This is a genomic window from Agrococcus terreus, assembly GCF_014645235.1.
GTDB lineage: Bacteria > Actinomycetota > Actinomycetes > Actinomycetales > Microbacteriaceae > Agrococcus > Agrococcus terreus.
Genome location: NZ_BMLM01000002.1, coordinates 114,191 through 141,147 on the forward strand (window position 1 = coordinate 114,191; position 26,957 = coordinate 141,147).

At 73.8% G+C, this 26,957-nt stretch carries 29 protein-coding genes and 1 riboswitch; of the genes, 8 read left to right on the forward strand and 21 right to left on the reverse strand.

Annotated features, from left to right (window positions below):
- Nucleotides 1–21 precede the first annotated feature (21 nt).
- Genes IEW90_RS10340 through IEW90_RS10350 form a run of 3 tightly spaced genes read left to right on the forward strand, consistent with a single transcriptional unit; the run spans nt 22 to nt 4,675 of the window.
- A complete protein-coding gene (locus tag IEW90_RS10340) occupies nt 22–2,268 on the forward strand; it encodes a heavy metal translocating P-type ATPase (RefSeq protein ID WP_188718217.1) in 2,247 nt (748 codons plus the stop codon).
- Entirely contained in the window at nt 2,268–2,900 is a 633-nt protein-coding gene (locus IEW90_RS10345; RefSeq protein ID WP_188718218.1) for a DUF305 domain-containing protein, read from the forward strand. The genes IEW90_RS10340 and IEW90_RS10345 overlap by 1 nt, the downstream gene beginning before the upstream one ends.
- A gap of 50 nt (nt 2,901–2,950) precedes the next feature.
- Entirely contained in the window at nt 2,951–4,675 is a 1,725-nt protein-coding gene (locus IEW90_RS10350; RefSeq protein WP_188718219.1) for a gamma-glutamyltransferase family protein, read from the forward strand.
- Nucleotides 4,676–4,745: 70 nt separating this feature from the next.
- Here IEW90_RS10350 and IEW90_RS10355 read toward each other — a convergent pair whose 3' ends face one another.
- The 16 genes from IEW90_RS10355 to prmC form a co-directional block, all read right to left on the reverse strand.
- On the reverse strand, nt 4,746–5,699 hold the full coding sequence (locus tag IEW90_RS10355) for an aldo/keto reductase (protein WP_188718220.1): 954 nt from the start codon (nt 5,697–5,699) through the stop codon (nt 4,746–4,748).
- A gap of 10 nt (nt 5,700–5,709) precedes the next feature.
- On the reverse strand, nt 5,710–6,108 hold the full coding sequence (locus tag IEW90_RS10360) for a TfoX/Sxy family protein (RefSeq protein ID WP_188718221.1): 399 nt from the start codon (nt 6,106–6,108) through the stop codon (nt 5,710–5,712).
- Nucleotides 6,109–6,142: 34 nt separating this feature from the next.
- Nucleotides 6,143–7,798 (reverse strand): RecQ family ATP-dependent DNA helicase, encoded by a 1,656-nt coding sequence (locus IEW90_RS10365; RefSeq protein WP_188718222.1) that lies wholly within the window; start codon nt 7,796–7,798, stop codon nt 6,143–6,145.
- Between the two features lie 9 nt (nt 7,799–7,807).
- Nucleotides 7,808–8,542, reverse strand: coding sequence for a YaaA family protein (locus tag IEW90_RS10370; protein WP_188718223.1), 735 nt, complete (start codon nt 8,540–8,542; stop codon nt 7,808–7,810).
- Nucleotides 8,539–8,796, reverse strand: a complete 258-nt coding sequence (locus IEW90_RS10375) for a F0F1 ATP synthase subunit epsilon (protein WP_188718224.1) — start codon at nt 8,794–8,796, stop codon at nt 8,539–8,541. Before IEW90_RS10375 ends, IEW90_RS10370 begins: the two co-directional genes overlap by 4 nt.
- Nucleotides 8,796–10,262, reverse strand: a complete 1,467-nt coding sequence (gene atpD / locus IEW90_RS10380) for a F0F1 ATP synthase subunit beta (RefSeq protein ID WP_188718225.1) — start codon at nt 10,260–10,262, stop codon at nt 8,796–8,798. The genes IEW90_RS10375 and atpD overlap by 1 nt, the downstream gene beginning before the upstream one ends.
- A gap of 18 nt (nt 10,263–10,280) precedes the next feature.
- Nucleotides 10,281–11,165 carry a F0F1 ATP synthase subunit gamma gene (locus IEW90_RS10385; protein WP_188718226.1) on the reverse strand — a complete coding sequence of 295 codons (885 nt, stop codon included), beginning with the start codon at nt 11,163–11,165 and terminating at the stop codon, nt 10,281–10,283.
- A 3-nt stretch (nt 11,166–11,168) separates the two neighbouring features.
- Entirely contained in the window at nt 11,169–12,800 is a 1,632-nt protein-coding gene (gene atpA, locus IEW90_RS10390; protein ID WP_188718227.1) for a F0F1 ATP synthase subunit alpha, read from the reverse strand.
- Between the two features lie 27 nt (nt 12,801–12,827).
- Entirely contained in the window at nt 12,828–13,613 is a 786-nt protein-coding gene (locus IEW90_RS10395; protein WP_188718228.1) for a F0F1 ATP synthase subunit delta, read from the reverse strand.
- The gene (locus IEW90_RS10400) at nt 13,613–14,164 is read right to left on the reverse strand and encodes a F0F1 ATP synthase subunit B (RefSeq protein WP_188718229.1); all 552 of its coding nucleotides are present in this window, start codon (nt 14,162–14,164) and stop codon (nt 13,613–13,615) included. Before IEW90_RS10400 ends, IEW90_RS10395 begins: the two co-directional genes overlap by 1 nt.
- Nucleotides 14,165–14,174: 10 nt before the next feature.
- Complete coding sequence (gene atpE / locus IEW90_RS10405) at nt 14,175–14,414, reverse strand: ATP synthase F0 subunit C (RefSeq protein WP_308421876.1); 240 nt, start codon at nt 14,412–14,414, stop codon at nt 14,175–14,177.
- Between the two features lie 34 nt (nt 14,415–14,448).
- The gene (gene atpB, locus IEW90_RS10410) at nt 14,449–15,276 is read right to left on the reverse strand and encodes a F0F1 ATP synthase subunit A (protein ID WP_188718230.1); all 828 of its coding nucleotides are present in this window, start codon (nt 15,274–15,276) and stop codon (nt 14,449–14,451) included.
- Nucleotides 15,277–15,440: 164 nt separating this feature from the next.
- Nucleotides 15,441–15,902, reverse strand: a complete 462-nt coding sequence (locus IEW90_RS10415; protein WP_188718231.1) for a Cg1360 family ATP-synthase-associated protein — start codon at nt 15,900–15,902, stop codon at nt 15,441–15,443.
- Complete coding sequence (locus IEW90_RS10420; RefSeq protein ID WP_188718232.1) at nt 15,899–17,095, reverse strand: MraY family glycosyltransferase; 1,197 nt, start codon at nt 17,093–17,095, stop codon at nt 15,899–15,901. The genes IEW90_RS10415 and IEW90_RS10420 overlap by 4 nt, the downstream gene beginning before the upstream one ends.
- A gap of 4 nt (nt 17,096–17,099) precedes the next feature.
- Nucleotides 17,100–17,768: an L-threonylcarbamoyladenylate synthase gene (locus IEW90_RS10425; RefSeq protein ID WP_188718233.1), complete on the reverse strand. Its 669-nt coding sequence runs from the start codon at nt 17,766–17,768 to the stop codon at nt 17,100–17,102.
- 49 nt (nt 17,769–17,817) lie between these two features.
- A complete protein-coding gene (gene prmC, locus IEW90_RS10430) occupies nt 17,818–18,684 on the reverse strand; it encodes a peptide chain release factor N(5)-glutamine methyltransferase (protein ID WP_188718234.1) in 867 nt (288 codons plus the stop codon).
- A 147-nt stretch (nt 18,685–18,831) separates the two neighbouring features.
- Between prmC and cysK the strand changes: the two genes are divergently transcribed.
- Both cysK and epsC read left to right on the forward strand, forming a co-directional pair.
- Nucleotides 18,832–19,770 (forward strand): cysteine synthase A, encoded by a 939-nt coding sequence (cysK, locus tag IEW90_RS10435; protein ID WP_188718235.1) that lies wholly within the window; start codon nt 18,832–18,834, stop codon nt 19,768–19,770.
- A gap of 63 nt (nt 19,771–19,833) precedes the next feature.
- Nucleotides 19,834–20,382, forward strand: coding sequence for a serine O-acetyltransferase EpsC (epsC, locus tag IEW90_RS10440; RefSeq protein ID WP_188718236.1), 549 nt, complete (start codon nt 19,834–19,836; stop codon nt 20,380–20,382).
- A gap of 130 nt (nt 20,383–20,512) precedes the next feature.
- Here epsC and IEW90_RS10445 read toward each other — a convergent pair whose 3' ends face one another.
- From IEW90_RS10445 to IEW90_RS10455, 3 genes are all read right to left on the reverse strand, one after another.
- Nucleotides 20,513–20,995, reverse strand: a complete 483-nt coding sequence (locus tag IEW90_RS10445) for a DMT family transporter (RefSeq protein ID WP_188718237.1) — start codon at nt 20,993–20,995, stop codon at nt 20,513–20,515.
- Nucleotides 20,995–21,309, reverse strand: coding sequence for a DMT family transporter (locus tag IEW90_RS10450; protein WP_188718238.1), 315 nt, complete (start codon nt 21,307–21,309; stop codon nt 20,995–20,997). Before IEW90_RS10450 ends, IEW90_RS10445 begins: the two co-directional genes overlap by 1 nt.
- Nucleotides 21,310–21,325: 16 nt before the next feature.
- Nucleotides 21,326–21,388: riboswitch (guanidine-III (ykkC-III) riboswitch) on the reverse strand.
- Between the two features lie 29 nt (nt 21,389–21,417).
- Entirely contained in the window at nt 21,418–22,173 is a 756-nt protein-coding gene (locus IEW90_RS10455; RefSeq protein ID WP_188718239.1) for an IclR family transcriptional regulator, read from the reverse strand.
- A 122-nt stretch (nt 22,174–22,295) separates the two neighbouring features.
- On the opposite strand from IEW90_RS10455, the gene IEW90_RS10460 reads away from it, so the two are divergent.
- Genes IEW90_RS10460 through IEW90_RS10470 form a run of 3 tightly spaced genes read left to right on the forward strand, consistent with a single transcriptional unit; the run spans nt 22,296 to nt 25,979 of the window.
- Nucleotides 22,296–23,741, forward strand: a complete 1,446-nt coding sequence (locus IEW90_RS10460; protein WP_188718240.1) for a GntP family permease — start codon at nt 22,296–22,298, stop codon at nt 23,739–23,741.
- Nucleotides 23,742–23,796: 55 nt separating this feature from the next.
- Nucleotides 23,797–25,065: a CaiB/BaiF CoA transferase family protein gene (locus IEW90_RS10465; RefSeq protein WP_188718241.1), complete on the forward strand. Its 1,269-nt coding sequence runs from the start codon at nt 23,797–23,799 to the stop codon at nt 25,063–25,065.
- Complete coding sequence (locus tag IEW90_RS10470; RefSeq protein WP_188718242.1) at nt 25,062–25,979, forward strand: hydroxymethylglutaryl-CoA lyase-like TIM-barrel protein; 918 nt, start codon at nt 25,062–25,064, stop codon at nt 25,977–25,979. Before IEW90_RS10465 ends, IEW90_RS10470 begins: the two co-directional genes overlap by 4 nt.
- A 42-nt stretch (nt 25,980–26,021) precedes the next feature.
- Here the strand turns inward: IEW90_RS10470 and IEW90_RS10475 are convergent, their stop codons facing one another.
- Together IEW90_RS10475 and IEW90_RS10480 are read right to left on the reverse strand one after the other, a co-directional pair.
- A complete protein-coding gene (locus IEW90_RS10475) occupies nt 26,022–26,480 on the reverse strand; it encodes a P-loop nucleotide/nucleoside kinase family protein (protein WP_188718243.1) in 459 nt (152 codons plus the stop codon).
- A 68-nt stretch (nt 26,481–26,548) separates the two neighbouring features.
- Nucleotides 26,549–26,920 carry an SdpI family protein gene (locus IEW90_RS10480; protein ID WP_188718244.1) on the reverse strand — a complete coding sequence of 124 codons (372 nt, stop codon included), beginning with the start codon at nt 26,918–26,920 and terminating at the stop codon, nt 26,549–26,551.
- Nucleotides 26,921–26,957: the final 37 nt, after the last annotated feature.

A 26,957-nucleotide genomic window follows, 5' to 3' on the forward strand; every position in this document is an offset into this window, starting at 1 on the left:
AGGGGGTATACCGTCGTCACCATGTCGAGCCACGAGCAGCATGCGCGGGCCTCGGCGCCGGAGGGCCACGAGCCCGCGACGCACGCACACGCCCACGAGCACCACGGCCACAGCCGTCCCGCCTCCAGCGACCACGCCTCCAGCGGCCACGGCGAGCACGCGTCCTCGGGGCACGCCGGCCACCGCGACCACGCCGGCGAGTTCCGCCGCCTCTTCTGGGGCATGCTCGTGCTCGCGGTGCCGACGGTGCTCGCGAGCGGCATGTTCGCGATGATCGTCGGCTACGAGCTGCCGGACGTCGCCTGGCTGCCCTGGGTCTCCCCCGTGCTCGGCACCGCCATGTTCATCGTCGGCGGCCGCCCCTTCCTCGTCGGGGCCGTGCAGGAGCTGCGCGCCCGCCGCCCCGGCATGATGCTGCTCATCGGCCTCGCGATCACGGTCGCCTTCGTCGCCTCCTGGGCGGCCTCGCTCGGCATCGCCGACCACGAGCTCGACTTCTGGTGGGAGCTCGCGCTGCTCATCGCCATCATGCTGCTCGGCCACTGGCTCGAGATGCGCTCGCTGGCGCAGACCTCCTCGGCCCTCGACTCGCTCGCGGCCCTGCTGCCCGACGAGGCGGAGCGGGTGGTCGCCGGCGGCACGGAGCGCGTCGCCCCCTCGGACCTCGCGGTGGGCGACGTCGTGCTCGTGCGACCCGGCGGCCGCGTGCCCGCCGACGGCCGCGTCGTCGACGGCGAGGCGAGCGTCGACGAGTCGATGATCACGGGCGAGTCCCGCCCCGTGCGGCGCGCTAGGGGCGACCGCGTCGTCGCCGGCACCGTCGCCACCGACTCGTCGCTCCGCGTCGAGGTCGACGCGACGGGCGACGACACGGCGCTCGCCGGCATCCGACGCCTGGTGGCGGACGCGCAGGCATCGTCGACGCGGGCGCAGCGGCTCGCGGACCGCGCCGCCGGCTGGCTCTTCTGGTTCGCGCTCGTGGCCGCGGTCGTCACCGCGATCGCCTGGACCGCGGCCGGGATGCCCGACGACGCGGTCGTGCGCGCCGTGACCGTGCTCGTCATCGCCTGCCCGCACGCGCTCGGCCTCGCGATCCCCCTCGTGGTCTCGATCGCCACCGAGCGCGCCGCCCGCGGCGGCGTGCTCGTGGCCGACCGCCTCGCGCTCGAAACGATGCGCCGCGTCGACGTGGTGCTCTTCGACAAGACCGGCACGCTGACCGCCGGCGAGCCCGCCGTCGTCGACGTCCTCGTCGCCCCGGGCGGCGCGGCGCCCGACGCGCGTCGGCTCCTCGCGCTCGCGGCCGCCGCGGAGTCCGAGAGCGAGCACCCGCTCGCCCGCGCGATCGTGCGGCGGGCGGAGGCCGACGGCATCGCGGTGCCCGCGGCCTCCGGCTTCGCCTCCTCCCCCGCGGTCGGCGTCACCGCGCTCGTCGACGGCGCCCGCGTGCGCGTCGGCGGCCCGCACCTGCTCGCCGAGGAGGGGCTCGCCGACGAGGGCGCCGCCGAGCTCGACGGCGTCGCGCCGTGGAAGGACGCGGGCGCCATCGTGCTGCACGTGCTCGTCGACGGCGCCGTCGGCGGCGCGCTCCGGCTCGCCGACGAGATCCGGCCGGAGTCGCGCGAGGCCGTCGAGGCGCTCCACGCGCTCGGCATCGAGGTCGCGATGGTGACGGGCGACGCGGAGGCCGTGGCCCGGCAGGTCGCGGGCGAGCTCGGCATCGACCGCGTCGCCGCGGGCGTGCGCCCCGAGCACAAGGAGCACGAGGTCGCGCGGCTGCAGGACGAGGGCCGCACGGTCGCGTTCGTCGGCGACGGCGTGAACGACGCGCCGGCGCTCGCCCGCGCCGACGTCGGCCTCGCGATCGGCGCCGGCACCGACGTCGCCATCGCCGCCGCGGGCGTCGTGCTCGCGAGCTCCGACCCGCGCAGCGTGCTCGGCGTCGTCGAGCTCTCGCGCCGCTCGGCCCGCACCATGGTGCAGAACCTGTGGTGGGCGGCCGGCTACAACCTCCTCTCCGTCCCGCTCGCGGCCGGCGTGCTCGCACCCGTCGGCTTCGTGCTCCCGATGTCGGTGGGCGCGCTGCTCATGTCGGCCTCGACGATCGTCGTCGCCCTCAACGCGCAGCTGCTCCGCCGCCTCGACCTCGACCCCGCCCGGACCGCCGCCCGCATCGTCGGCCGACCGGCCACCGCGGACGACCGACTGCCTGCAGCCGCCGGCACGGAAGCGCCTGCAGCCGCAGGCACAGAAGATGAGGAGCGCTGATGCGCCGACCCGCCCCCGCCCGACTGCTCGCCCTCTCCGCCGCGCTCGCGGCGGCCGTCGCCCTCGGCGGCTGCGCCGCGAGCGGCGGCTCGACCGAGCCCGCGAGCTCCGCCTCCGACCACGGCGGCGACGAGCACGGCGGCTCGACCGCGACCGCGACGGCCGGCACCGCCAACGAGGCCGACATCGCCTACGCGATGGGCATGGCGGCGCACCACGAGCAGGCGGTCGAGATGAGCGAGATCGTGCTGGCCCACGACGGGCTCGACGAGCGCGTCGCCGACCTCGCCGAGCGCATCCGCGACGCGCAGGGCCCCGAGATCGCTCAGATGGAGGCGTGGCTGGAGGCCTGGGGCGCCGACACGTCCGACATGGCCGGCCACGGCGACCACGGGATGGCCGGCATGCAGTCGGAGGAGGACCTCCAGGCGATGCGCGACGCCGACGCGGGCGACGCGCAGGTGCTGTTCCTCGAGGCGATGGTCGAGCACCACGAGGGCGCGCTCGACATGGCCGAGGCGCACCTCGAGGAGGGCGCCGACCCCGACGCGCTCGCCCTCAGCGAGCAGGTGATCGCCACGCAGCGGGCCGAGATCGACGAGATGCGGGCGCTGCTCGACGAGCTCGCCTGACCGCTCCCGGCCGAGGCGGCCTCCCTGCGGACCTCACTACGGTGGAGGGCATGATGCGCACGAGGCCGCCGCTGCAGGGATCGTTCGGAGCCGTCGCGTCGACGCACTGGCTCGCGTCGTCGAGCGGCATGGCCGTGCTCGAGCGCGGCGGCAACGCCGCCGATGCCGCGGCGGCCGCGGGCTTCGTGCTCCACGTGGTCGAGCCGCACCTCAACGGGCCCGGCGGCGACCTCCCCGCCATCGTGCGCCTCCCGGGGCAGGAGCCGCAGGTGCTGTGCGGCCAGGGCGTCGCGCCCTCAGCCGCCACGATCGAGCGGATGCGCGCCGAGGGCATCGACCACATCCCCGGCACGGGCCTCCTCGCCGCCGTGGTGCCGGGCGCCGTGCCCGCGTGGCTCGCGCTCGTGCGCGACCACGGCACGTGGGCGCCCGCCGATGTGCTCGCCTTCGCGATCGAGCTCGCCGAGCGCGGCCACCGCGTGCTGCCCCGCGTCGCCCGCACGATCGCGGGCCGCGCCGCCTTCTTCGAGGAGCACTGGCCCGAGTCGCACGCCCTCTGGTCGGCGCAGGCGCCCGAGCCGTGGGACCTCGTGCGGAACCCCGCGCTCGCCGCGACCTATCGCCGCCTCGCCGAGGCCGGCGCCGGGCTCGGCCGCGAGGCCGCGTGCGACGCCGCGATCGCGGCGTGGAGCGAGGGCTTCGTCGCGGAGGCGGTCGACCGGCACGCGCGCACGGCCCGCATGGACTCCTCGGGCGCCGCGCACGCGGGGCTCCTCACCGGCGACGACATGGCGTCCTGGCGCCCGACGTGGGAGCCGACGCTCTCGATGCCGTGGCGCGGCACGACCGTGCACAAGGCCGGCGCCTGGACCCAGGGCCCGATGGTGCTCGAGACCCTCGGGATCCTCGACCCGCTGCTGCCCGACGCCGCCGACGCGTTCGACGAGCGGCTCGTGCACCTCGCCGCCGAGGCGACGAAGCTCGCGCTCGCCGACCGCGACGCGTGGTTCGGCGACGGCGCCGACATCTCGGGCCTCCTCGACGAGGCGTTCCTCGCCGAGCGGCGCGCCCTCATCGGCGAGGAGGCGTCGCTCGAGCTGCGCCCCGGCGCCCTGCGCGGCGAGCCGCGCCTGCCGCGCGTCGAGGCCGCGGGCCCGGCGCCCAAGGCGGCCGGCACCGGCGAGCCGACGCGCGGCGACACCTGCCACATCGACGTCGTCGACCAGTGGGGCATGGTGATCTCGGCCACCCCGTCGGGCGGCTGGCTGCAGTCGAGCCCGACGATCGGCGAGCTCGGCTTCTGCCTCGGCACCCGCGCGCAGATGCTGTGGCTCGAGGAGGGGCTCACGACGAGCCTCGCGCCCGGCGTCCGGCCCCGCACGACGCTCTCGCCCACGATGCTCGTCGACGACGACGGCGCCACCGCGGCGCTCGGCACCCCGGGCGGCGACCAGCAGGACCAGTGGCAGCTCGCGATGCTGCTCGGCATGCGCGTGCTCGGCCTCGACCCGCAGGCCGCGATCGACGCGCCCTCGTGGCACGTCACGCACCTGATCTCGTCGTTCGAGCCGCGCGTGTGGGAGCCCGGCGGCCTGCACGTGGAGTCGCGGCTCCGCGAGGCGACGATCGCGGGCCTGCGCTCGCGCGGCCACGTCGTCACGGATGCGGGCCCGTGGTCGCTCGGACGGCTCTCGTTCGCCGGGCGCGATGCCGACGGCACCGTGCGGGCCGCCTCGAACGCGCGCGACGAGCAGGGCTACGCGGCCCTCCGCTGAGCCGCACCCCGCTGATCCCGGCTCGACGCGACGATGCCCGGCGGCCCCCGCCGCAGGGCATCGCTGCGCGTCAGGCGAAGAGGGCGGAGATCTCCTCGACCGTCGCGGCGTCGAGCTCGCCGCGGCCCGCCGCGGCGTTCTGCGCGACCTGCTCGGGGCTCGTCGCGCCGGCGATCACGCTCGTGACGGCCCGCTGCGCGAGCAGCCACTGGAACGTCGCCTGCAGCATGGTGCGTCCGGCGTCGCGCGCGACGCGGTCGTACTCCTCGAGGCGAGCCCAGTCGGTCTCGGCCAGCAGCTGCGGCTTCAGCGCGGTGAGGCGCGCGTCGGCGGGGCCGGTGCCGCCGGAGTACTTGCCCGAGAGCAGGCCGTTCGCGAGCGGGAAGTAGGGCAGGAAGCCGAGCCGGGCCTCGAGCACCGCCGGGAGCACGTCGCGCTCGACGCCGCGCTCGATGAGCGAGTACTCGTCCTGCGCGCTCACGAACCCGTTCGGGCTCTCGACCGCCGCGGCCTCGCGGATCTGCGCCGCGGAGAGGTTGGAGTGGCCGTAGGCGCGGACCTTGCCCTCGGCGACGAGCTCGTCGAGGGCGCGGACGGTCTCCTCGATCGGCGTCTGCGGGTCGGGCGTGTGCAGCTGGTAGAGGTCGATGCGGTCGGTCTGCAGGCGCCGCAGCGACGCCTCGACGGCGTTCCGGATGTAGGGGCGGGCGCCCTTCGCGCCCCAGCCCTCCGTGCCCTCGACGGGCAGGCCGCTGTGCCCCCACTTCGTCGCGAGCACGACCCTGTCGCGCGCGGCGGAGCCGGCCTTCGCGAGCGCGACGCCCATGAGCGTCTCGGAGGTCGTGGCCGGGTTGCCGTAGATGTCGGCCGTGTCGAGCAGCGTGATGCCGTGGTCGATCGCCGCGTGGATCACGGCGTCGGTGCCCGACTGATCCTCGGTGCGGGTGCCCTTCCGGCCGAAGTTGTTGCAGCCGAGCCCGATCGTCGAGACCTCGATGCCGCTGGTTCCCAGGGTGCGCGTCATGCCTCCGAGCCTAGGCCTCGTGGGAGGCGCCTCCCTGACCACCGGCCCGGCGCCGAGGCTTGGTCGTCCGCGGCTTCGCCGGGCCCGCGCCGCGCGCTCGCGGCGGCTTGTGCGGCTGCGTCGCGGCGATCGTCTGCGCGACCTCGTGGAGCCACTCGGTGTCGTCCATCGCGTCGTCGTCGACGATCCCGTAGGGCTTCGAGCCCGGGTATGCCTCGCCGCGCGCGAGGTGCGCCGTGAGCTCCTCGGCCTCGGGCACGAGCTTCAGCAGCAGCGTGTCGTCGCAGACGAAGGCGAAGATGCGGTCGTCGCAGTAGAGCGCGTGCTCGCCGAACATCGGGTGCAGGCGGATGGGCAGCGGGTCGAGGGCGCGCTCGATGCGCTCGAGGGTCTCTGGCCGGTTCGGCATGCGTCGATCATGGCCCACGCCGCCCACGGCGCGGTCAGGCGATCCGCAGCACCCCGGTGCGCTCGATCGCCGCGATCGCGAGCATCTTGTAGCCCTCCTCGTCGAAGAGCACGGTGATGCGATCGCCCTCGACGCCGACGACGCTGCCGCCGCCCCACGAGTCGTGCTCGACGGCGGCGCCCACCGCGAAGGCGCCGTGCTCGCCGTCGGCCGCCCGGCCGTCGGCGCCGGCCTCGTCGCGCGCTGCGTCGGTGCGCTCGGCGGCACCGCTGCGGCAGGTGTCGCACGCGCCGCAGCGCTCGGCGAGCTCCTCGCCGAAGTAGCCGAGCAGGAAGCGACGGCGGCAGCCGGTGGTCTCGGCGTAGCCGCGCATCATCTCCACCCGGGAGCGGTCGACGCGGCGACGGGCGTCGGCGAGGCGCGCAGCCTCGTCCACCGCCGGCGCCACGGTGCCCTCGCGCCACACGAGCGCGCCGTCCTCGTCGGTCGCGACGGCGCCCGCCTGCTCGAGCAGGTTGACGGCCGCGGTGAGCCGGCTCGCGCCGACGTCGAGCCGCTCCCGCAGGCGCTCGGGCGGCACCGGCAGCTTCGCGCGCCGCACCCGCTCCGCGACCTCCCGGAGCATCCTCCGATCGGCCCTGCCGCCCGTGCGGAAGCGATGGAGCCCGAAGTCCTCGCCCCGGGCGTAGAGGGCGGCGAGCGCGGGCTCGCCGTCGCGCCCGGCGCGCCCGAGCTCCTGGTAGTACGCGTCGAGCGACTCCGGCGGCGCCGCGTGGAGCACGAAGCGCACGTCGGGCTTGTCGATGCCCATGCCGAAGGCGCTCGTGGCGGCGACGACCCGCGCGCTCCCGCTGTGGAACGCGTCGTGGACGCGCTCGCGCTCGTCGCGCCGGAGGCCCGCATGGTAGGCCTCGGCGGCGACGCCCCGCGCCCGCAGCGCCTCGGCGATCCGCTCGGCCTCCGCGCGCGCCGCCACGTAGACGAGGCCGGCGCCCTCCTCGGCCTCGGCGCGCGCCACGACGGCCTCCCGGCGCGCGTCCGCGTCGTGCTCCCGGTGCACCTCGAGCTCGATGTTCGGGCGGTCGAACCCGCGCACCACCTGGGCGGCGCCGGCCATGCGGAGGCGCTCGACGATCTCCTCGCGCACGGGCGGCGCGGCCGTCGCGGTGAGCGCGACCGTCGTCGGCGCGCCGAGCGCCTGCCGCGCATGGCCGAGGCGCAGGTAGTCGGGCCGGAAGTCGTGGCCCCAGGCCGAGACGCAGTGCGCCTCGTCGACCACCAGCAGCGCCGGCTCGAGCGCGGCCAGCCGCTCGAGCACGGCACCGTTCGCGAGCTGCTCGGGCGCGAGGAAGACGAACGACGCCTCCTGGGCCTCGATCGCGGCCCATGCGGCATCCGACTCCGCCTTCCGCTGCGCCGAGTTCAGCAGCACGGCATCGGCGGCGCCGAGCCCCTCGAGCTGCTCCACCTGGTCGCGCTGCAGGGCGATGAGGGGCGAGACGACGATCGTGAGGCCGCCGCGGATGCGGGCGGCGAGCTGGTAGATCGCCGACTTCCCGTGCCCGGTCGGCATGACCGCGAGCACGTCGCGGCCGTCGACGAGCAGCTCGACGGCCTCCCGCTGGCCCGGCCGGAGCGCATCCCAGCCGAGGTCGTGGGCGGCGCGGTCGATGGGGGACAGATCGGGCATCCCCCGATGCTAGGCGCGGGCGCCCACCGACGCGCTGGACGTGCGCGGATCCTGCACCGTGAGCCGCAGCCCCGCGTCGGCGCGCTCGAGCGGCAGCCCGGCCGTCGACGCCCACGCCGCGAGCGCATCGGCCGATCCGGCCTCCGCCCCGGCCTCGGCGAGCGCGCGCACGAGGGCGCCCTTGCCCGCCTTGTTCCAGTGGTTGAGCGCCTTGCCCTCGGGCGAGACGACCTCGACCGCCACCGCGCCCGGCACGGGCGCGAGCTGCGCGTAGGCCTTCGATCGCAGGTCGAGCGCGAACCCGTCGAGCTCGTGGCCCGCGTCGGCCCACAGCGCGCGCATCCGCTCCCCCGGCAGCCTCGTGTGCTCGGACACCTTGTAGGCGGGGATCGCGTCGCCCGCCCGCACGAACCCGAGCAGCGCCGACTGGATGACGACGTGCCGCTCCACCCAGGCCCGCGCGTCCGGCGCGAGCGACGCGGCGTCGAGCGCGTCGTAGAGCACGCCCGTGTAGCGGTCGATCGCGGGCATCGTGGGCGCCGTGCGCACGGCGGCGTTGTCGGCCGCCGCGCGCGCCTTCGCCGGCGTCGACGTGTCCTGCCCTGCGGCGACGAGGCGGTCGAGCGCAGCCAGTGCCCGCGAACGGGCGACGGCCAGCCCGGGGAACCCCAGGCCGGCCGTCGTGAGGCTGGCGCCCGTCCCGCCTGCCGCCTTCGTCTCGCTGGGCGGCAGGAGGACGATCACGCGAGCGCTGCGTCGCGGGCGACGATCTCCACGCGGTCGTGGTCGACCGAGAGGAAGCCCTCGTCGGCCTGCACGCGGTGGACGGTGCCGGCGGTGTCGGTGACGCGCACCTGCCCCTCGGCGAGCAGCGCGAGCACGGGCTCGTGACCGGTCAGGATGCCGATCTCGCCCTCCACCGTCTTGGCGATGATCTGCGACGCGTCGCCCGACCACACCTCCTGGGTGGCCGACACGATGCTCACCGAGAGGGGCATCAGCCGTTCTCCTTCTGGATCTGCGCCCACTTGGCCTCGACGTCAGAGATGCCGCCGACGTTGAAGAACGCCTGCTCGGCCACGTGGTCGAACTCGCCCTTGACGATCGCGTCGAACGACTCGATGGTCTCCTTGATCGGGACCGTGGAGCCCTCGACGCCGGTGAACTTCTTCGCCATGTAGGTGTTCTGCGAGAGGAACTGCTGGATGCGGCGCGCGCGCGACACCGTGATCTTGTCCTCCTCCGAGAGCTCGTCGACGCCGAGGATCGCGATGATCTCCTGCAGCTCCTTGTTCTTCTGGAGGATCTGCTTCACCGAGGTCGCCACGCGGTAGTGGTCGGCGCCGATGTAGCGCGGGTCGAGGATGCGGCTCGTCGACGTGAGCGGGTCGACGGCCGGGTAGAGGCCCTTCGACGCGATCTCGCGGCTCAGCTCCGTCGTCGCGTCGAGGTGCGCGAACGTCGTGGCCGGGGCCGGGTCGGTGTAGTCGTCGGCCGGCACGTAGATCGCCTGCAGCGAGGTGATCGAGTGGCCGCGGGTCGACGTGATGCGCTCCTGCAGGATGCCCATCTCGTCGGCGAGGTTCGGCTGGTAGCCCACGGCGGAGGGCATGCGGCCGAGCAGCGTCGACACCTCGGAGCCCGCCTGCGTGAAGCGGAAGATGTTGTCGATGAACAGCAGCACGTCCTGCTTCTGGACGTCGCGGAAGTACTCCGCCATCGTCAGCGCCGACAGGGCGACGCGGAGACGCGTGCCCGGGGGCTCGTCCATCTGGCCGAAGACGAGGGCGGTCTTGTCGAAGACGCCCGCCTCCTCCATCTCGTGGATGAGGTCGTTGCCCTCACGGGTGCGCTCGCCGACGCCGGCGAACACCGAGACGCCGCCGTGGTCCTGCGCGACGCGCTGGATCATCTCCTGGATGAGGACGGTCTTGCCGACGCCGGCGCCGCCGAACAGGCCGATCTTGCCGCCCTGCACGTACGGCGTGAGGAGGTCGATGACCTTGATGCCGGTCTCGAACATCGCCGTCTTCGACTCGAGCTGGTCGAACGCGGGCGCCTTGCGGTGGATCGACCAGCGCTCGGAGACCTCGAGCTGCTCGCCCTCGGGGAGGTTGAGCGGCTCGCCGATGACGTTGAAGACCTTGCCCTTGGTGATGTCGCCGACGGGCACCGTGATCGACTCGCCCGTGTCGCGCACCTCCTGGCCGCGGACCAGGCCGTCGGTCGGCTTCAGGGCGATGGCGCGGACGAGGTCGTCGCCCAGGTGCTGCGCGACCTCGAGCGTCAGCGTGAACGACTCCGAGCCCTCGCCCAGCGAGACCTCGGTCTTGAGGGCGTTGTAGATGCCCGGGATGGCGTCGTGCGGGAACTCGATGTCGACGACGGGGCCGGTGACGCGAGCGATGCGACCGACGCCGCCTGCGGCCGCCTGCGGGGCCGACTGGGTGTCCGTGATGGTCATGTCGTTGCCTTTCGTGGCTTACTTCGCCGAGGAGAGGGCGTCCGCGCCGCCCACGATCTCGGAGATCTGCTGCGTGATCTCGGCCTGACGCGCGTTGTTGCGGAGACGCGTGTAGTCCGTGATGAGCTTGTCCGCGTTGTCGGAGGCCGACTTCATGGCCTTCTGCGTGGCCGCCTGCTTCGCGGCGGCCGACTGCAGGAGCGCGTTGAAGATGCGGCTCTCGACGTAGACGGGGAGGAGGGCGTCGAGCACCGACGCGGGCTCCGGCTCGAACTCGTAGAGCGGCAGCGCCGCCTCGTCGGAGGCCTGGTCGGCCTCGACGATCTCGAGCGGGAGGAGGCGCACGACGCTCGGCTCCTGCGTCATCATGCTCACGAAGCGGTTGTAGACGACGTGGATCTCGTCGACCTCCCCCTTCGTGTACGACTCGATGACGAGGTCGGCGATCTCGCGGGCCAGCTCGGCGTCGGGCACGTCGGTCTGGCCCTGCCAGTCCTTGATGAAGGCGCGGCGGCGGAACTGGAAGTACTGCACCGCCTTGCGGCCGACGAGGTAGTGGTCGACCTCCTTGCCGTCCTGCTCGAGCTGCGCCCGGAGCTCACCCGCCTCGCGGATGATCTGCGAGTTGAACGCGCCGGCGAGGCCGCGGTCGCTCGTGAGGACGATGACGGCGGAGCGCTTGATCTCCTCGCGCTCCGTCGTCAGTGGGTGCCCCTCGTTGGAGTACGTGGCCACGGCCGAGACGGCGCGCGTGATCGCCCGGGCGTAGGGGCTCGACGCCTCGACGCGACCCAGAGCCTTCTGGATGCGGGAGGCGGCGATGAGCTCCATCGCCTTCGTGATCTTCTTGGTCGTCTGCGCAGACTTGATCTTCTGCGTGTAGACCCTGAGCTTGGCGCCCATGGATCAGCGCTTGCCCTTGACGATCTGCGCCTGGTTGACGTCCTCGAGCGGCATCGCGCTCGAGGGGTCGTTGTCGACGATCGAGTCGGAGCCCTTGGCCTGGAAGCCCTTGGCGAACTCGTCGACCTCGCGCTCGAGCGTGGCGAGCGTCTCGTCGTCCAGCACGTTCGTCGTGCGCAGCGTCGTGAGGACCTCCGAGTTGTTGCGGAGGTGCTCGAGCAGCTCGCCCTCGAAGCGGAGGATGTCCTCGACCGGGACCTCGTCCATCTTGCCGTTCGTGCCGGCCCAGATGGAGACGACCTGCTCCTCGACCGGGTACGGCGAGTACTGCGGCTGCTTGAGGAGCTCGGTGAGGCGCGCGCCGCGCGCCAGCTGCCGGCGGCTCGCCGCGTCGAGGTCGGACGCGAACATCGCGAAGGCCTCGAGCGAGCGGTACTGGGCGAGCTCGAGCTTGAGCGTGCCGGAGACCTTCTTGATCGACTTCACCTGCGCGTCGCCGCCGACTCGCGACACCGAGATGCCGACGTCGACCGCGGGGCGCTGGTTGGCGTTGAAGAGGTCCGACTGGAGGAAGATCTGGCCGTCGGTGATCGAGATCACGTTCGTCGGGATGTAGGCCGACACGTCGTTGGCCTTCGTCTCGATGATCGGCAGGCCGGTCATCGAGCCCGCGCCGAGCTCGTCCGAGAGCTTCGCGCAGCGCTCGAGGAGGCGCGAGTGCAGGTAGAACACGTCGCCCGGGTACGCCTCGCGGCCCGGCGGGCGGCGGAGGAGCAGCGAGACGGCGCGGTAGGCCTCGGCCTGCTTCGACAGGTCGTCGAAGATGATGAGGACGTGCTTGCCCTGGTACATCCAGTGCTGGCCGATGGCCGAGCCCGTGTACGGCGCCAGGTACTTGAAGCCGGCGGGGTCGGAGGCGGGAGCGGCGACGATCGTCGTGTACTCCATCGCGCCGGCGTCCTCGAGCGCGCCCTTCACCGAGGCGATGGTCGAGCCCTTCTGGCCGACGGCGACGTAGATGCAGCGCACCTGCTTCGTGATGTCGCCCGAGTCCCAGTTGGCCTTCTGGTTGATGATCGTGTCGATCGCGATCGCCGTCTTGCCCGTCTGACGGTCGCCGATGATGAGCTGGCGCTGGCCGCGGCCGACCGGGATCATCGCGTCGATGGCCTTGATGCCCGTCTGGAGCGGCTCGTGCACCGACTTGCGCTGCATGACGCCGGGGGCCTGGAGCTCGAGGGCGCGGCGGCCGGTCGACGAGATCTCGCCGAGGCCGTCGATCGGGTTGCCGAGCGGGTCGACGACGCGGCCGAGGTAGCCCTCGCCGACGGGGACCGAGAGGACCTCGCCCGTGCGGGTCACCTCCATGCCCTCGACGATGCCGTCGAACTCGCCGAGCACGACGACGCCGATCTCGGCCTCGTCGAGGTTCTGGGCGAGGCCGAGCGTGCCGTCCGCGAAGCGCACGAGCTCGTTGGCCATGACGCCCGGGAGCCCCTCGACGTGGGCGATGCCGTCGGACGCGTCGATGACGTGGCCGACCTCGGCCGTCGTCGACGACGACGCCTCGTAGGACGAGACGAAGTCGGCGAGGGCGCCCTTGATCTCGTCGGGGCTGATGGTGAGCTCTGACATGTGTCTTCCTCTTCGGATGCCTTCGACCTAGCCGAGCTGCAGGCGGAGGTCGGTGAACTTGGAACGGACGGTGCCGTCGATGACGTCGTCGCCGATCGCGACGCGGAGGCCGCCGAGGACCGCCGGGTCGACGATCTGCTGCAGCTGGAGCGTGCGGCCGTACTGGCGCTCGAGGCCGGCGCGGAGCCGGTCGAGCTGGGCCGCGGGGAGCTCGCGAGCGGTGGTGACGGTCGCGAGCGAGCTGCCGGACGCGGAGGCGACCTGCGCCGTCGCCGCTCGGAGGAGCTGCCGCACGCGGCGGCCGCGGGGTGCGCGCACGAGGTGGTCGAGGATCGCGGCGGCGGCTGCGCTCGCGCGGCCGGCGAGGAGGCGCTCGACGAGCACCGCCTTGTCGTCCGCCCGGCCGAGCATGCCGCCGAGCGCGAGCTCGAGCTCGGCGTCGGAGGCGACGGTCCGCTCGAACGCCGCGAGCTCGCCCGCGACGTCGGCGCCGCCGGCGGAGCGCACCGCGATCCGGATGCCCGCGTCGTCGAGCGCCGCGAGGATGTCCTCCGCCTTCGACCAGCGCTGGCGCGCGAGGTGCGCGGCGACAGCGCGGGCGGGGGCGCCCAGCTGGCCGAGCACCCGCTCGGCGAGCGCCGCGCGGGCGTCCGCCGTCGCGACCGGGTCGACGAGCGCCGAGAGCACCTGCGGGCTGCGCTCGATGGCGCGCGAGGCCTGGAACAGGTCGCGCGCGTCGTCGAGCCCGGCCTGGGGCTGGCCCTGGAGCGCCTCGTCGATGCCGGCTCGCGCCTGGCTGGTCGCGCTGCCCACTAGCGGGTCGCCCCGTCGCGCTCGAGGTCGGCGAGGAAGCGGTCGACGATCGCCGCGCTGCGCGCGTCGTCCATCGACTCGCCCACGACCTTCTCGGAGAGGTCGATCGCGAGCGTGCCCACCTCGGTGCGCAGCGACGAGAACGCCGCCTGGCGCTCGGCCTCGATGCGCTGGTGCGCCTGCGCGGTGATGCGCTCGGCCTCGTCGTTGGCGCGAGCCTTGAGGTCGGCCTCGATCTTGGCCGCGTCGGTGCGCGCCTGGTCCTTGATGCGAGCGGCCTCGGCACGTGCCTCGGCGAGCTGCGTCGTGTAGGTCTCGAGCGCTGCGGCGGCCTCGGCCTGCGCCTCCTCGGCCTTCTTGATGCCGCCCTCGATCGCAGCCGAGCGCTCGTCGAGGAGCGCCTGCATGCGAGGGAGCACGACCTTCCAGAAGATCAGCAGGAGGACGACGAAGATGACCGACGACCACAGGATGTCGTAGAACGCGGGGAGCAGCGGGTTGGGCGTGCCCTCTGCGCCTTCCTCCGCGAGGAAGAGAGGAGTGGTCAGCATGTCGCCTCGATCAGTTGGTCATGAAGAAGTACGTGGCGATGCCGATGAACGCCAGGGCCTCCGTGAACGCGATGCCGATGAACATGAGGACCGTCAGGCGGCCCTGCAGCTCGGGCTGGCGGGCGACCGACTCGATCGTCTTGCCCACCACGATGCCCACGCCGATGGCGGGGCCGATGGCCGCGAGGCCGTAGCCGACGGTGCCGATGTTGCCGTTGATCTCGGCGAGGATGGTCGTGGCGTTGTCCACGGTCGTTCCTTTCGGTTGTCCGGGGGTTCCGGGGTCAGTGCTCTTCAGCCAGCGCGAGCTGGATGTAGACGGTGGTCAGGATGGCGAAGACGTAGGCCTGCAGCACCGAGACGAGGAGCTCGAAGGCGGTGAAGGCGAAGCCGAAGGCGAGCGTGCCCACGCCGAGCAGCGGGAACAGGCCGCCGGCCGAGAACATGAAGAAGTGCGTGGCCGCGAAGAACAGCACGAGCAGCAGGTGGCCGACGAACAGGTTCATCATGAGTCGGAGCGTCAGCGTGATGGGACGCAGGACGAACGTCGAGACGAACTCGATCGGCGTCACGATGATGTAGAGGAACCACGGCACGCCGCTGGGGAACAGCGCGTTCTTGAAGAAGGCGCCGGGGTGCTTCTTGATGCCGGCCCACATGAACGCCACGTACGAGACGAGCGCGAGCACGAGCGGCACGCCGATCACCGAGGTGCCGGCGATGTTCAGGAACGGGATGACGCCCGTGAGGTTCATCGCCAGGACCATGAAGAAGATCGTGGTGATGATCGGCAGGAAGCGCTTGCCGTCCTTCTCGCCGAGCAGGTCGTAGGCGATGCCGTCGCGCACGAAGCCGAGCGGCAGCTCGACGAGGCTCTGCGCGCGGGTCGGGATGATGCGCATGCGGCGCGTGCCGAGCACGAACACCAGGATGAGCACCGCGGCGGCGATGAAGCGCACCAGCATGATGCGGTTGATCCCGAAGATCGGGTCCTCCTCGCCCAGCCACGCGATGGTGGGCTCCTGGAACAGGAAGACCTGGGGGAAGAACTCGGAGATCGACGGCGGGTGGAAGGGCTCCGGCTCGGATCCTGCAGAGGCCAGCAACGACATGGGGACGTTCAGTGTCTCTTCCTCAACCTCATGGCGCCTGGCGCCTTCTCGACGTCGGTGCGCCCCCTCGCGCGAATGCGCTCGAGAACGAGCGCTGCAGTCGGGGGGACGCTGAAAACCCTATCAGAACCTGGGAGCCTGGGGGCCCGCCGCGGTGGCGGCGATCAGGCGCGGGCGCCCGAAGCGGGGCGCCCCTGCGTCTCGTCGTCGGCGTCGCTGTCGACGATCGGCTGACGGCTCGTGGCGACCACGACGCAGTCGATGACGAGCGAGCCGATGACGGCCGCGACGAGCGAGCCGAAGGCGACGCCGCGGTGCAGCCAGTCCTGGTCGGCGAGCACGAAGACGAGCACGATGAACAGCACGAACTTCACGAGCCAGCCGCCCAGCACGATGCCGAAGAACGCGCCGGAGAGCATCTGGCCGCGGGAGGCCTTGAACGCGAGCACGATGCTGGCTGCGGTGAGGCCGCAGAAGACGATGGCGAGGGCCGTGCCGACGAGCGCCGAGGCCACGCCCGCGCCCTCCGCGGCGATCCAGCCGACGATGCCGCCGATCACCGCCACGGCGGCGGCGAGCATGCCGCCCCAGAGGAGGATGCGACGCATGATCGCGTTCGTGGTCATCGGTGGTCTCCCGGTCGGTCGGAGCTGGTCGCGGCGAGGCGGCTGGGCCGGACTCCCCTGCGCGCAGCGCGCCGCTCGTGCAGCACCCGCAGGAACGTGCGCCACACGCGCCGGCTCACGGGCGCTGCCGTCAGCACCGCGCATACGACGAATCCGCCCACCATGATACCGACGGCCACCCACCAGGGCTGGATGAGGAAGACGAGGCAGCCCACCGAGACGACGGCCGTCCACGCGTAGAAGATGAGCACGGCGCCCAGGTGCGAGTGCCCCATGTCGAGCAGCCGGTGGTGCAGGTGCTTGCGGTCGGCGGCGAACGGGCTGTTGCCGTTCGCGACGCGGCGGATGACCGCGAGGGCGAAGTCGGTGAGCGGCAGCAGCAGGATCGCCAGCGGCAGCAGGATCGGGATGAACGCAGGCAGGATCTGGCTGCGGCCGCCCATCGTGCCGAGGTCGATCTGGCCGGTGACCGCGATCGCGCTCGCGGCCGTCAGCAGGCCCAGCATGAGCGCGCCGCCGTCGCCCATGAACATCTTCGCGCGGTGCCAGTTGACCGGCAGGAAGCCGACGCAGACGCCGATGATGATCGCGGTGATCAGGCTCGCGAGCGAGAAGTAGGCGTTCCGCTGCGCGAAGTTCTCGCTGATCATCCAGATGTACGCCCAGAACGCCGCGGCGCCGATGATCGTCGTGCCCGCGACGAGCCCGTCGAGGCCGTCGATGAAGTTCACGGCGTTCATCACGAGCACGATCACGAGGATCGACAGCGCGATCGACATCTGCGACGAGGGCACCGTGAGGCCCGCGACCGGCAGGCTCACGATCTGCACCGCGAGGACGGCGACGCCCGCGGCGACCAGGATCTGCGCGCCGAGCTTCAGCATCCAGTCGAGGTCGACGAGGTCGTCGAGCACGCCGACGGCGCAGATCGCGATCGCGGCGCCCAGCAGCGTCCAGATGCGGATCGGCTCGGCGAAGACGCCGGCGAAGTCGGGCAGCAGCGACGCGACGCCGAAGGCGCCGAGCACGCCGAGGCACATCGCCACGCCGCCGAGCCGCGGCGTCGGCCGCGAGTGCACGTCGCGCTCGCGCACGGGCGGGTGGATGCCGTGGCGCAGGGCCAGGGCGAGCACGACGCGGCTCGCGACGAAGGTGACGAGGGCGGCGACCGCTGCGACGAGGAGGAAGGTCACGCGCTCACTCGGCGGCGAGCAGGTCGCCGAGCGCCTCCGCGACCGCCTCGCGCGGCAGCACGCCCTGGCGGACGATGCGGACGACGCCGTCGGTCGAGCAGTCCAGGATCGTGGAGCCGTTGGCGGCGCCGTCCGGCACCGGGCCGCCGACGGGGCCGGCGTCGAGCACGACGTCGACCCGGTCGCCCAGCATGTCGGCGGCCTCCTGCGCCGTCGTCGCGGCGGGCATGCCGTGCAGGTTGGCGCTCGAGACGGCGAGCGGGCCGGTCTCGCGGAGCAGGCCGATCGCGATCGGGTGGTCGGGCACGCGCAGCGCCACGGTGCCGCCCGTGTCGCCGAGGTCCCAGGTGAGCGAGGCCTGCGCGCGCACGATGATCGTGAGCGGGCCGGGCCAGTGCGCATCGAGGAGCGCCTCCACCTCGGGCGGGATCCGCTCGGCGAGCGCCGCCGCCATCGGCCGGTCGGCGACCAGCACGGGCGGCGGGAAGCCGCGGTCGCGGCCCTTCGCCGCGAGCAGCGCCGCGACCGCCGAGTGCGAGAAGGCGTCGGCGGCGATGCCGTAGACGGTGTCGGTCGGGATCACGATGCAGCGCCCCGCCGCGACCGCCGTGCGCGCCGCCCGCACGCCCTCGAGGAGCGAGGCGGGATCGGCGCAGTCGTGGATCGCGGGCACGGGCCCATCGTACCGCCGCGGTGCGCGACGGTCCCCGCCGCAGCTGTCGTCAGCGGACCGCGGAGGTGACGCGGTCGCGCCCCGCGAGGTCCTGGCGCGTGCGCGCGCTGTGGAACCCGGCGTCCTCCAGCAGGCCCCGGATCGCGGCGCCCTGGTGCTCCGCGTGCTCGAACGCGACGAGGCCGCCCGGCGTGAGCAGGTCGGCGGCGAGCGGGGCGAGGCTGCGCACGAGGTCGAGGCCGTCGGCGCCCGAGTAGAGCGCGAGCGCGGGGTCGTGCGAGCGCACCTCGGGGTCGGCGGGGATGGCCGCGTGCGGCACGTAGGGCGGGTTCGACACGAGCACCTGCAGCGAGCCGGGGACGACGCCGATCGCATCGAGCGCGGCGAGGTCGCGGGCGTCGGCGTGCAGCAGGCGCACGCGCGGCGCGAGCTCCCGCACGTTGCGGCTCGCCCAGACGAAGGCCGCAGGGCTCGCCTCGACCGCGACCACGCGCGCGCGCGGCGCCTCGCGCGCGATCGAGATCGCGACGGCGCCCGAGCCGGTGCCGACGTCGAGCACGAGCGGCTCGCGGCCGGCGCCGCGCAGGTGCTCGAGCACGACGTCGACGAGCACCTCGGTCTCGGGCCGGGGCGTGAAGACGCCCTGCCCCACCGCGAGCTCGACGTGGCGGAACGGCGCGACGCCGATGATGCGCTGCAGCGGCTCGCGCCGCGCGCGCCGGACCACCGCGTCCGCGAGCCTCGACTCCGCCTCCGGCTCGAGCGCGCGCCCGACCGCCATGTCGAGGCGGAGCTCGCCGAGCGAGCGGTCGGTCGCCCAGGCGGCGAGCAGCTCGGCGTCCGGGCCATCCACGCCGGCTTCGGCGAGGACGGCCCGCACGGACCGGACAGCCTCGGCGACGCTCCTGGTGGGCATCCGTCCACGGTACTCGGCGGCGGCGCCGCCCCACGCCGCGCAGGGGCGATCCTGCGCCGTCGTGGAGCGAGCGCTGACGCTCGGGCCGCGAGGAGGATGACGGCCGTATGCTGAAAGCCCCGCTTCCATCGGATGAAAGGCAGGCGCATGGCCCGCATCTTCGACGACATCACCGGCACCATCGGCGGCACGCCGCTCGTGCGCCTCCAGCGCCTGGACGACACGCACGCCACCGTGCTCGTCAAGCTCGAGTCGTTCAACCCCGCCGGCTCCGTGAAGGATCGCATCGGCAAGGCGCTCATCGACGCGGCCGAGGCCTCCGGCGAGCTCCAGCCGGGCGGCACGATCGTCGAGGGCACGAGCGGCAACACCGGCATCGCGCTCGCCTTCGTCGGCGCCGCGCGCGGCTACCGCGTCGTGCTCACGATGCCCGAGACCATGTCGGTCGAGCGCCGCGCGATCCTCAAGGCCTACGGCGCCGAGCTGGTGCTCACCCCCGGCGCCGACGGCATGCGCGGCGCCGTCGAGCGCGCGCAGCAGATCGTCGACGAGACTCCCGGCGCGATCCTCGCCCGCCAGTTCGAGAACGAGGCCAACCCGGCCGTGCACCGCGCCACGACGGCCGAGGAGATCTGGGCCGACACCGACGGCGACGTCGACGTGTTCGTCTCGGGCATCGGCACGGGCGGCACCATCACGGGCGCCGGCAACCGCCTCAAGGAGCTGGACCCCGACATCCGCGTCGTCGCCGTCGAGCCCGCAGACTCGCCGCTGCTCACGAAGGGCCAGGCGGGCCCGCACAAGATCCAGGGCCTCGGCGCGAACTTCGTGCCGGCGCTGCTCGACACCGACGTCTACGACGAGGTCGTCGACGTCGAGCTCGACGACGCCGTGCGCGTCGGCCGACGCCTCGCCGCCGAGGAGGGCATCTTCGCCGGCATCTCCTCGGGCGCGATCGTGCACGCGGCGCTCGAGATCGCCCGCCGGCCCGAGTCGGAGGGCAAGACGATCGTCGCGATCGTCTGCGACACCGGCGAGCGCTACCTGTCGATGCCCATCTACGCTGAGCTGGCGCAGCAGGGCTGACGCCGACGCCGGACCGGGAGCCCGGCAGCCACGACGAGCCGGCACGACGACGAGAGGGAGGCGATGGGCCTGCTGCACGTCCGCGAGGACATCGAGAACGCCAAGCGGCACGACCCGGCCGCGCGCGGATCGCTGACGATCGCGCTGACGTACTCGACCCTCCACGCCGTGTGGGCCCACCGCGTCAACCACCGCCTCTGGCACGCCGGCGCGCGCTCGCTCGCGCGCGCCGGCAGCCAGTGGGCGCGCTTCATGACGGGCGTCGAGATCCACCCCGGCGCCCGCATCGGCCGTCGCTTCTTCATCGACCACGGGATGGGCGTCGTGATCGGCGAGACCGCCGAGGTCGGCGACGACGTGATGCTCTACCACGGCGTCACGCTCGGCGGCACGGCCCGCGGCGCCGTGAAGCGCCACCCGACGATCGGCGACCGCGTGCTCGTCGGCGCCGGCGCGAAGGTGCTCGGCGCGATCTCGCTCGGCGACGATGTGAAGGTCGGCGCGAACGCCGTCGTGCTGCACTCGTTCCCGGCGGGCACGACGCTCGTCGGCATCCCGGCCGTCCCGGTCGAGCGCGGGACGCCCACCGGGCTCATCGAGTACGTCATCTAGCGGCTCGCGCCGCCTCGCCTCGAGTGGCGCCGACTCCTGCCGAGTGGCGGCGATCGGCGCCGAGTGGCGGCGATGTGCTGGCGATCGCCGCCACCGTCGACCAGATGCCGCCACTCGAGACCGGATGCCGTCACTCGATGCGGGAGCCGCGGCTGGGCGGCGGCGTGGTCAGGCCGCGGGCCCCCCGGTCGGAGGTCGGGGCCGCGGGCGCCGCGGGCTTCGGCGCCGTGAGCTTCAGGCCGATGACCGCGGCCACGATGACGGCCACGAACAGCACCGTCCACCACGAGAACGCCTGCGCTCCCGTCGCGATCGCCCACCCGACCGTGAGCGCGGCCCCGAGCCCGACCCACACCGCGTAGGCGGTGCCGATCGGGATGCTGCGGGCCGCGCGCTCGAGGCCGATCATCGAGAGCACGATGCCGATCGCGAAGACCACGGTCGGCACGGGCTGCGTGAGGCCCTGCGACTCCCCGAGCGCCGTCGCCCAGACCGCCTCCAGCACGGCCGAGACGACGAGCACGATCCAGGCCGATCGGCCCGCGGCCGCCGCCCGCGCGTCGCCCCCCGGGACGCCGGCGCTCCGCGCGCCGCCCGACTGCGCCCCGGCCACTAGGCCACGACCTTCAGGCCGACGACGGCGGCGACGAGCACCGCCAGCAGCAGGATGCGCACGAGCGTCGCGCGCTCGGCGCGCGTGACCATCGCCCAGCCGGCGGTCGCGGCTGCGCCGATCCCCACCCACACCGCATAGGCGGTGCCGGTCGGGATCGTGAGCATCGCGAGCGCCAGCCCGGCCATGCTCGCGACGAGCGCGATGCCGAAGACGACGGTCGGGCGGCGCTTCGTGAAGCCCTCCGAGCGCGAGAGCGCGATGGCCCAGACCGCTTCGAGCAGTCCGGAGACGATGAGGACGAACCAGTCCATGACGAAGACCTCCAGTGGTGGTCAGTCTTGTCGCTGTGCGGGTACTGCGCCCTCGTCCGCAGGCCTGTCTGGGCCTGCCCCCAGGGTAGCCGAGCCCCAGCGCGGCGGCTAGGGCCTGCGACCGCCGAGCGCTGCCGTGACGCGGTCGGCGGCCGCGACGACGTCGTCGACGAGCGCCTCGCACGCCTCGCGCGTGAGCCGCAGCGTCGGCCCCATGACGGTGAGCGCGCCGACGAGCTGCGCGTGCGCGTCGAACACCGGCGCCGAGAGCCCGCTCGCCGCCTCCACCCGCTCGCCCGTCGTGATCGCGAAGCCCTGCGCGCGCGTCGTCGCGACGACGTCGCGGAGCGACTCGGCATCGGTGATCGTCGACGCGGTGAGCGCCTCGAGCGGCCCGCCCGCGACCTGCTCGAGGAGCTCGTCGCTCCAGGCGAGGATGACGCGGCCGGCGCTGCCGACGTGGAGCGGCTGGATGCGCCCGACGTACATGTCGCGCTTCAGTCCGTGGCGGGTCTCGGCGACGCCGACGCACACGCGCGCCAGGCCCTCCGGCCGGAAGAAGCACGCCGTCTCGCCTGTCGCGTCGCGGAGCGCCGTGAGCTGGGGCGAGAGCAGCTCGCCGAGGTCGCGCGTGCGCGCCGCGGGACCCGCCCAGTAGGCCATCCGGGCGCCGATCGCGTAGTCGTCGCCGACGCGGTCGAGGAAGCCGTGCTCGACGAGGTTGTGGAGCAGTCGGTGCGCCGTCGAGGCGGGGATGCCCGTCGCGCGCCGCACGTGCGCGGCGGTGAGGCGCGGACGCTCGAGCGTGAAGGCGTCGAGGATCGCGGCGATCTTCGCGAGCACGAGCAGCGGCGCATCGGACATGGCGCGATCGTACCGCCGCCCGACACGCCCATGGCACCGTGATGTGGGATGTGTCCTACGATGTGGGAATCCGTGGCGCCGCCGCTCGGGCGCGCGCCACCCTCGACGGAGAGGGAAGCACCATGCCCGAATGGACCATCCTGGCCGTGGTCGCGGTCGCCATCATCGCGGTCGTCCTGATGATCGTGAAGCTGCACGTGAACCCGGTCATCGCGCTCGCGATCGGCGCCGCCGCCATCGGCCTCATGTCGGGCCTCGGCGCCGTCGGCACGGTCGAGACCATGGCCACCGGCTTCGGCGACACGATGGCCGAGGCGGGCCTGCTCATCGCGTGGGGCGTGCTCATCGGCTCGCTGCTCAACCGGATGGGCGCGATCACGAGGCTCGTCGAGACGCTGCTCAAGGCGTTCGGCCCCAAGGGGGTGCCGTACGCGATCGGCGTCTCGTTCGCCACCTACCTGCAGACGATCTTCGTCGACGTCATGATCGTGCTCGCCGCGCCGCTCGCGCGCCGGATCGCGCCCCGGCTGGGGAAGGCGGGCGTCGGCATCATGGCCGCGACCTTCGCGATCAGCCTCGAGGTGGGCATCGCGCTCATGGTGCCCGGCATCGGCGCCGTCATGATCGCCGCGAGCCTCGGCATCCCGATCGGGCAGATGCTGCTGTGGGGCGTCGTCGTGGTCGTGCCGACCGTGATCATCTCGATCCTGCTCATGACGATCGCGTTCCGCGCCGGCTTCTGGAAGGCCGAGACCGACGAGCTCGCGATGATCGACGACGGCGGCGACCGCCCCGCCGACGGCGCAGGCCCCGAGGACGCCCCGCGCTCGGTCGCCGGCGCCACCCGCTCGATCCCGGTCGCCGACGCGGACGCGCAGCGCAGCGCGGTCGCCGTCGCCGAGCACGACGACGAGGGCCTCCGCCGCCTGCCGCTGCTCGTGCTCTTCGCACCGCTGCTGCTCTCGCTCGTGCTGATCGCCTCCGGCGCGCTGCTCGACGTGGCCGAGCTCGAGGTGCCGCCGATGCAGTTCCTCGGCGCCCCGGCGATCGCGCTGCTCATCGGCGTCATCGGCACGGCGATCATCGCCCGCCGGGTGCTCGGCCGCACCGAGCTCGAGCGGGCGCTCGTGCAGGGCTTCAAGGACGCCGGCCAGATCTTCGCCCTCACGGGCGTCGGCGGCGCCCTCGCCGCGGTCATCGCCGCGGGCGAGCTCGGCCCGCTGCTCACGCAGTACCTCGGCGCCTCCGCCTTCGCGCCCATCCTGCTCGTGTGGGTCTTCGCGGCCGTGCTGCACATCGCCGTCGGCTCGGTGACGCTCTCGGCCATGACGGCCGCCGGCATCCTCGCGCCCGTCGCGGCGAGCCTCGGTCTCAACCCCGTGCTCGTCGGCCTCGCGGCCGGCGCGGGCGCCCTGTTCTGCATCCACGTCACGTCGAACACGTTCTGGCTGCTGCAGTCGTTCCTCGGGCAGTCGGTGCGCGGGGCCCTGAAGTCGGTGACGGTCGGCGTCTCGGTCGCGAGCCTCGTGGCGCTCGGCATGGTGCTGCTGCTCTCGCTCGTGCTCTGACCCGCCTCCCCGATCCGCCCCGATCCCGAACCGTCCGAACCCTGGAGGGAGCCCCGTGACCCACGACCGTCCGCTCGCCGGCATCCGCGTGCTCGAGCTCGGCAACTACATCGCCGCCCCCACCGCGGGCCGGCTGCTCGCCGACTTCGGCGCCGACGTCGTCAAGGTCGAGCGCCCCGGCACCGGCGACGAGCTGCGCCGCTGGCGGCTCCACGCCGGGGAGACGTCGATGCTCTACCGCGCCATCAACCGCGGCAAGCGCTCGGTGGTGCTCGACCTGCGCAGCGATGAGGGCCGGGAGGCGGTGCTCGCGCTGGCCGCGGAGGCCGACGTGCTGCTCGAGAACTTCCGCCCCGGCACGCTCGAGCGCTGGGGCCTCTCCCCCGCCGAGCTCGAGGCGCGGAACCCCGGGCTCGTGCTCGTGCGGATCTCAGCGTTCGGGCAGACGGGCCCGCTCTCGCCGCGGCCCGGCTTCGCGGCGGTCGCGGAGGCCCACGGCGGCTTCCGCGAGCTCGTCGGCGAGCCAGGGCGGCCGCCGAGCCGCACGGGCTTCTCGATCGGCGACACGATCGCGGGCCTCTACGCCGCCTTCGGTGCCGTGATGCAGCTGCTCGAGCGGGAGCGGAGCGGGTCGGGCTCCGGAGTCCGCCCGCCCCTCGACCGCCGCGCGATCGACGTGGCGCTCAACGAGGCGATGCTCTCGGTCACGGAGTCGCTCGTGCCCGACTGGGAGGCGTACGGCGTGCGCCGCGAGCGCACGGGCGGGCGCATGGAGGGCATCGCGCCCTCGAACGCGTACCTCTGCGCCGACGACCGCTCGATCGTCGTCGCGGGCAACGGCGACGGCATCTTCCGCCGCTACATGGAGGCGATCGGTCGGCCCGACCTCGCCGCCGACCCCGGGCTCGCCTCGAACGAGGGCCGCTGGGCGCGGCGCGAGGAGCTCGACGCCGCGATCGGCGCGTGGACGGCCGAGCTCGCCGCGGCCGACGCGCTCGAGGCGCTCGACGCCGCAGGCGTGCCGGCGGGGCTCATCGCCACGGCGGAGGACGTCTGCGCCGACGAGCAGTACGCCGCGCGCGACATGATCCAGCGCTTCGACGTCGACGACGGCGAGGCCGTGCGGCAGGGCGTCGGCTTCCCCGGCATCGTGCCCGTCATCGGCGGGCGCTCACTCCCGATCGCGCACCCGGGGCCCGACCTCGGTGCGCACACGGGCGAGGTGCTCGGCGAGTGGCTCGGCTGGGACGAGGCGCGCATCGGCGCGCTGGGCGGCGAGGCGCCCGTGACCGCATCCGCATCCGCATCCGAGGGGGACGCATGACCGGCATCCGCATCCGCGACGTCACGCTGCGCGACGGCCTGCAGCTCACCGGCAAGCCGCTGCCGACCGAGCGGAAGGTCGTGCTCGTGCGCGAGCTGCTCGCGCTCGGCGTCGAGGAGCTCGAGATCGGCTCGATGGCGCGGCCCGACCTCGTGCCCGCCGTCGCCGACACCCTCGACGTCGTCGCGGCCCTCACCCCCGGGGAGCTCGAGCGCTGCTGGATCTGGGTCGCCACGCCGCGGCACGTCGAGCGCGCCCGGGCGGCCGGCGCGACCCGGTTCCAGTACTGCTTCTCGGCCTCCGACAGCCACAACCGCGCGAACGTCGGCCGCGACACCGAGACCTCGGTCGCGGCGATGCCGGATGCGGTCGCCGCCGCGGGCCCGGACGGGCAGGTGCAGCTGTGCATCGCGACGTCGTTCACGTGCCCCTTCGAGGGCGAGGTGCCGCTCGAGCGGGTGGCGGGCATCCTCGCCGACGGGCGGACGGCGGGCGCGAGCCACGTCGTGATCGCCGACACGCTCGGGCAGGCGCACCCCGCCGAGGTGACGCGGCGCGTGGGCCTCGCGGCGCGGGAGCGACCGGAGGCGGGGCTCGTCTTCCACGGGCACGATACGTGGGGCCTGGGCGTCGCGAACGCGCTCGCCGCGGCGGGCGCGGGCGCGGGCGTGCTCGACGGCGCGCTCGGCGGGCTCGGCGGCTGCCCGTTCGCGCCCGGCGCCTCGGGCAACACCGCGACCGAGGACCTCGCGTTCGGCCTGCGGCCCTCGTGGGCGGATCCGGGCTCGTTCGCGGCGCTCGTGCGGCTCGGCCAGGAGGTCACGGGCCTCCTCGCCGAGGACGACCGCGCCCGGGTGCTCGGCGGCGCGCTCAGCGAGCGCGCCCGCGCGTTCCCCTGGACGCTGCAGGACTGACGCTCCGTCTCGACGGCTCTGCGCGGCAGGGCAGGGCGGGCGTCAGGTCTCGACGAGCGCGTGCGGCTCGTCGTCTGCGGGCCACTCGAAGCCGTCGAGGTAGGCGTCGAGCGCGTCGTGCTCGAGCCGGACGGCATCGGGGCCGGGCGTCCGCGCCTCGACCCGGTCGTGGAGCGTCGCGCGCTCGGCGCGCACGACGACGAGCTCGTGCTCGGCGCCGAGCGCGGCGCAGCGGGCCCGCCACTCGTCGCGGACCGCGCGCACCGACATCGAGGCGTCCACCACCACGCGCTCCCCCGCGACGACCGCGGTCCGCATCCGCTCGTGGAGGTCGGCGTCGACCGCCTCGACGAGCTCGCGGGACGGCCGCCCGTCGCGCACGCCGCGCGCCCACGCCTCGCGGTCGAACGACAGCACCACCGCGCCGGCCGCCTCGAGCTCGCGCGCGATCGTCGTCTTGCCCGCGCCTGCCGGGCCGCACAGCAGGGTCACCTGTGCCATGGCGCGAGCGTAGCGGCGCGGATCCGGGCGACGGACGCGCTGAGGGCGACCCGGCGCCCGTGTCGCGCTCAGCGGACGGTCGCGTGCGCGCGCCAGGCGCCGAGCACGGCCCCGAGCGTCATGGAGATCACCGCGAGCGCCAGCAGCACCAGCCCGCCCTGCACCGATCCGCCGACGACCGCAGCGAGCGCGCCGAGGCCCGCGAGGACGGCGATCGAGCCGGTGAGCCAGGACACCGGCGTCGCGGCGCGGTGCCCGCGCAGCCACGCCTCGTCGCTCGCCATGAGCGTGCGGGTGCGGATGCCCGCGAGGTGGTTGCGCCCGATGCGCCCGATGCCCGCGAGGTGGACGACCGCGACGAGCGCGGCGGCGCCGAGGACCACCGCGATCGAGGCGATCGAGAGGGGCACGACAGCGGCGGCGGCGTCCTGGGCGTCCATGCCTCCATCGTTCCACGGGTGGCCGGATGGCCGCGCA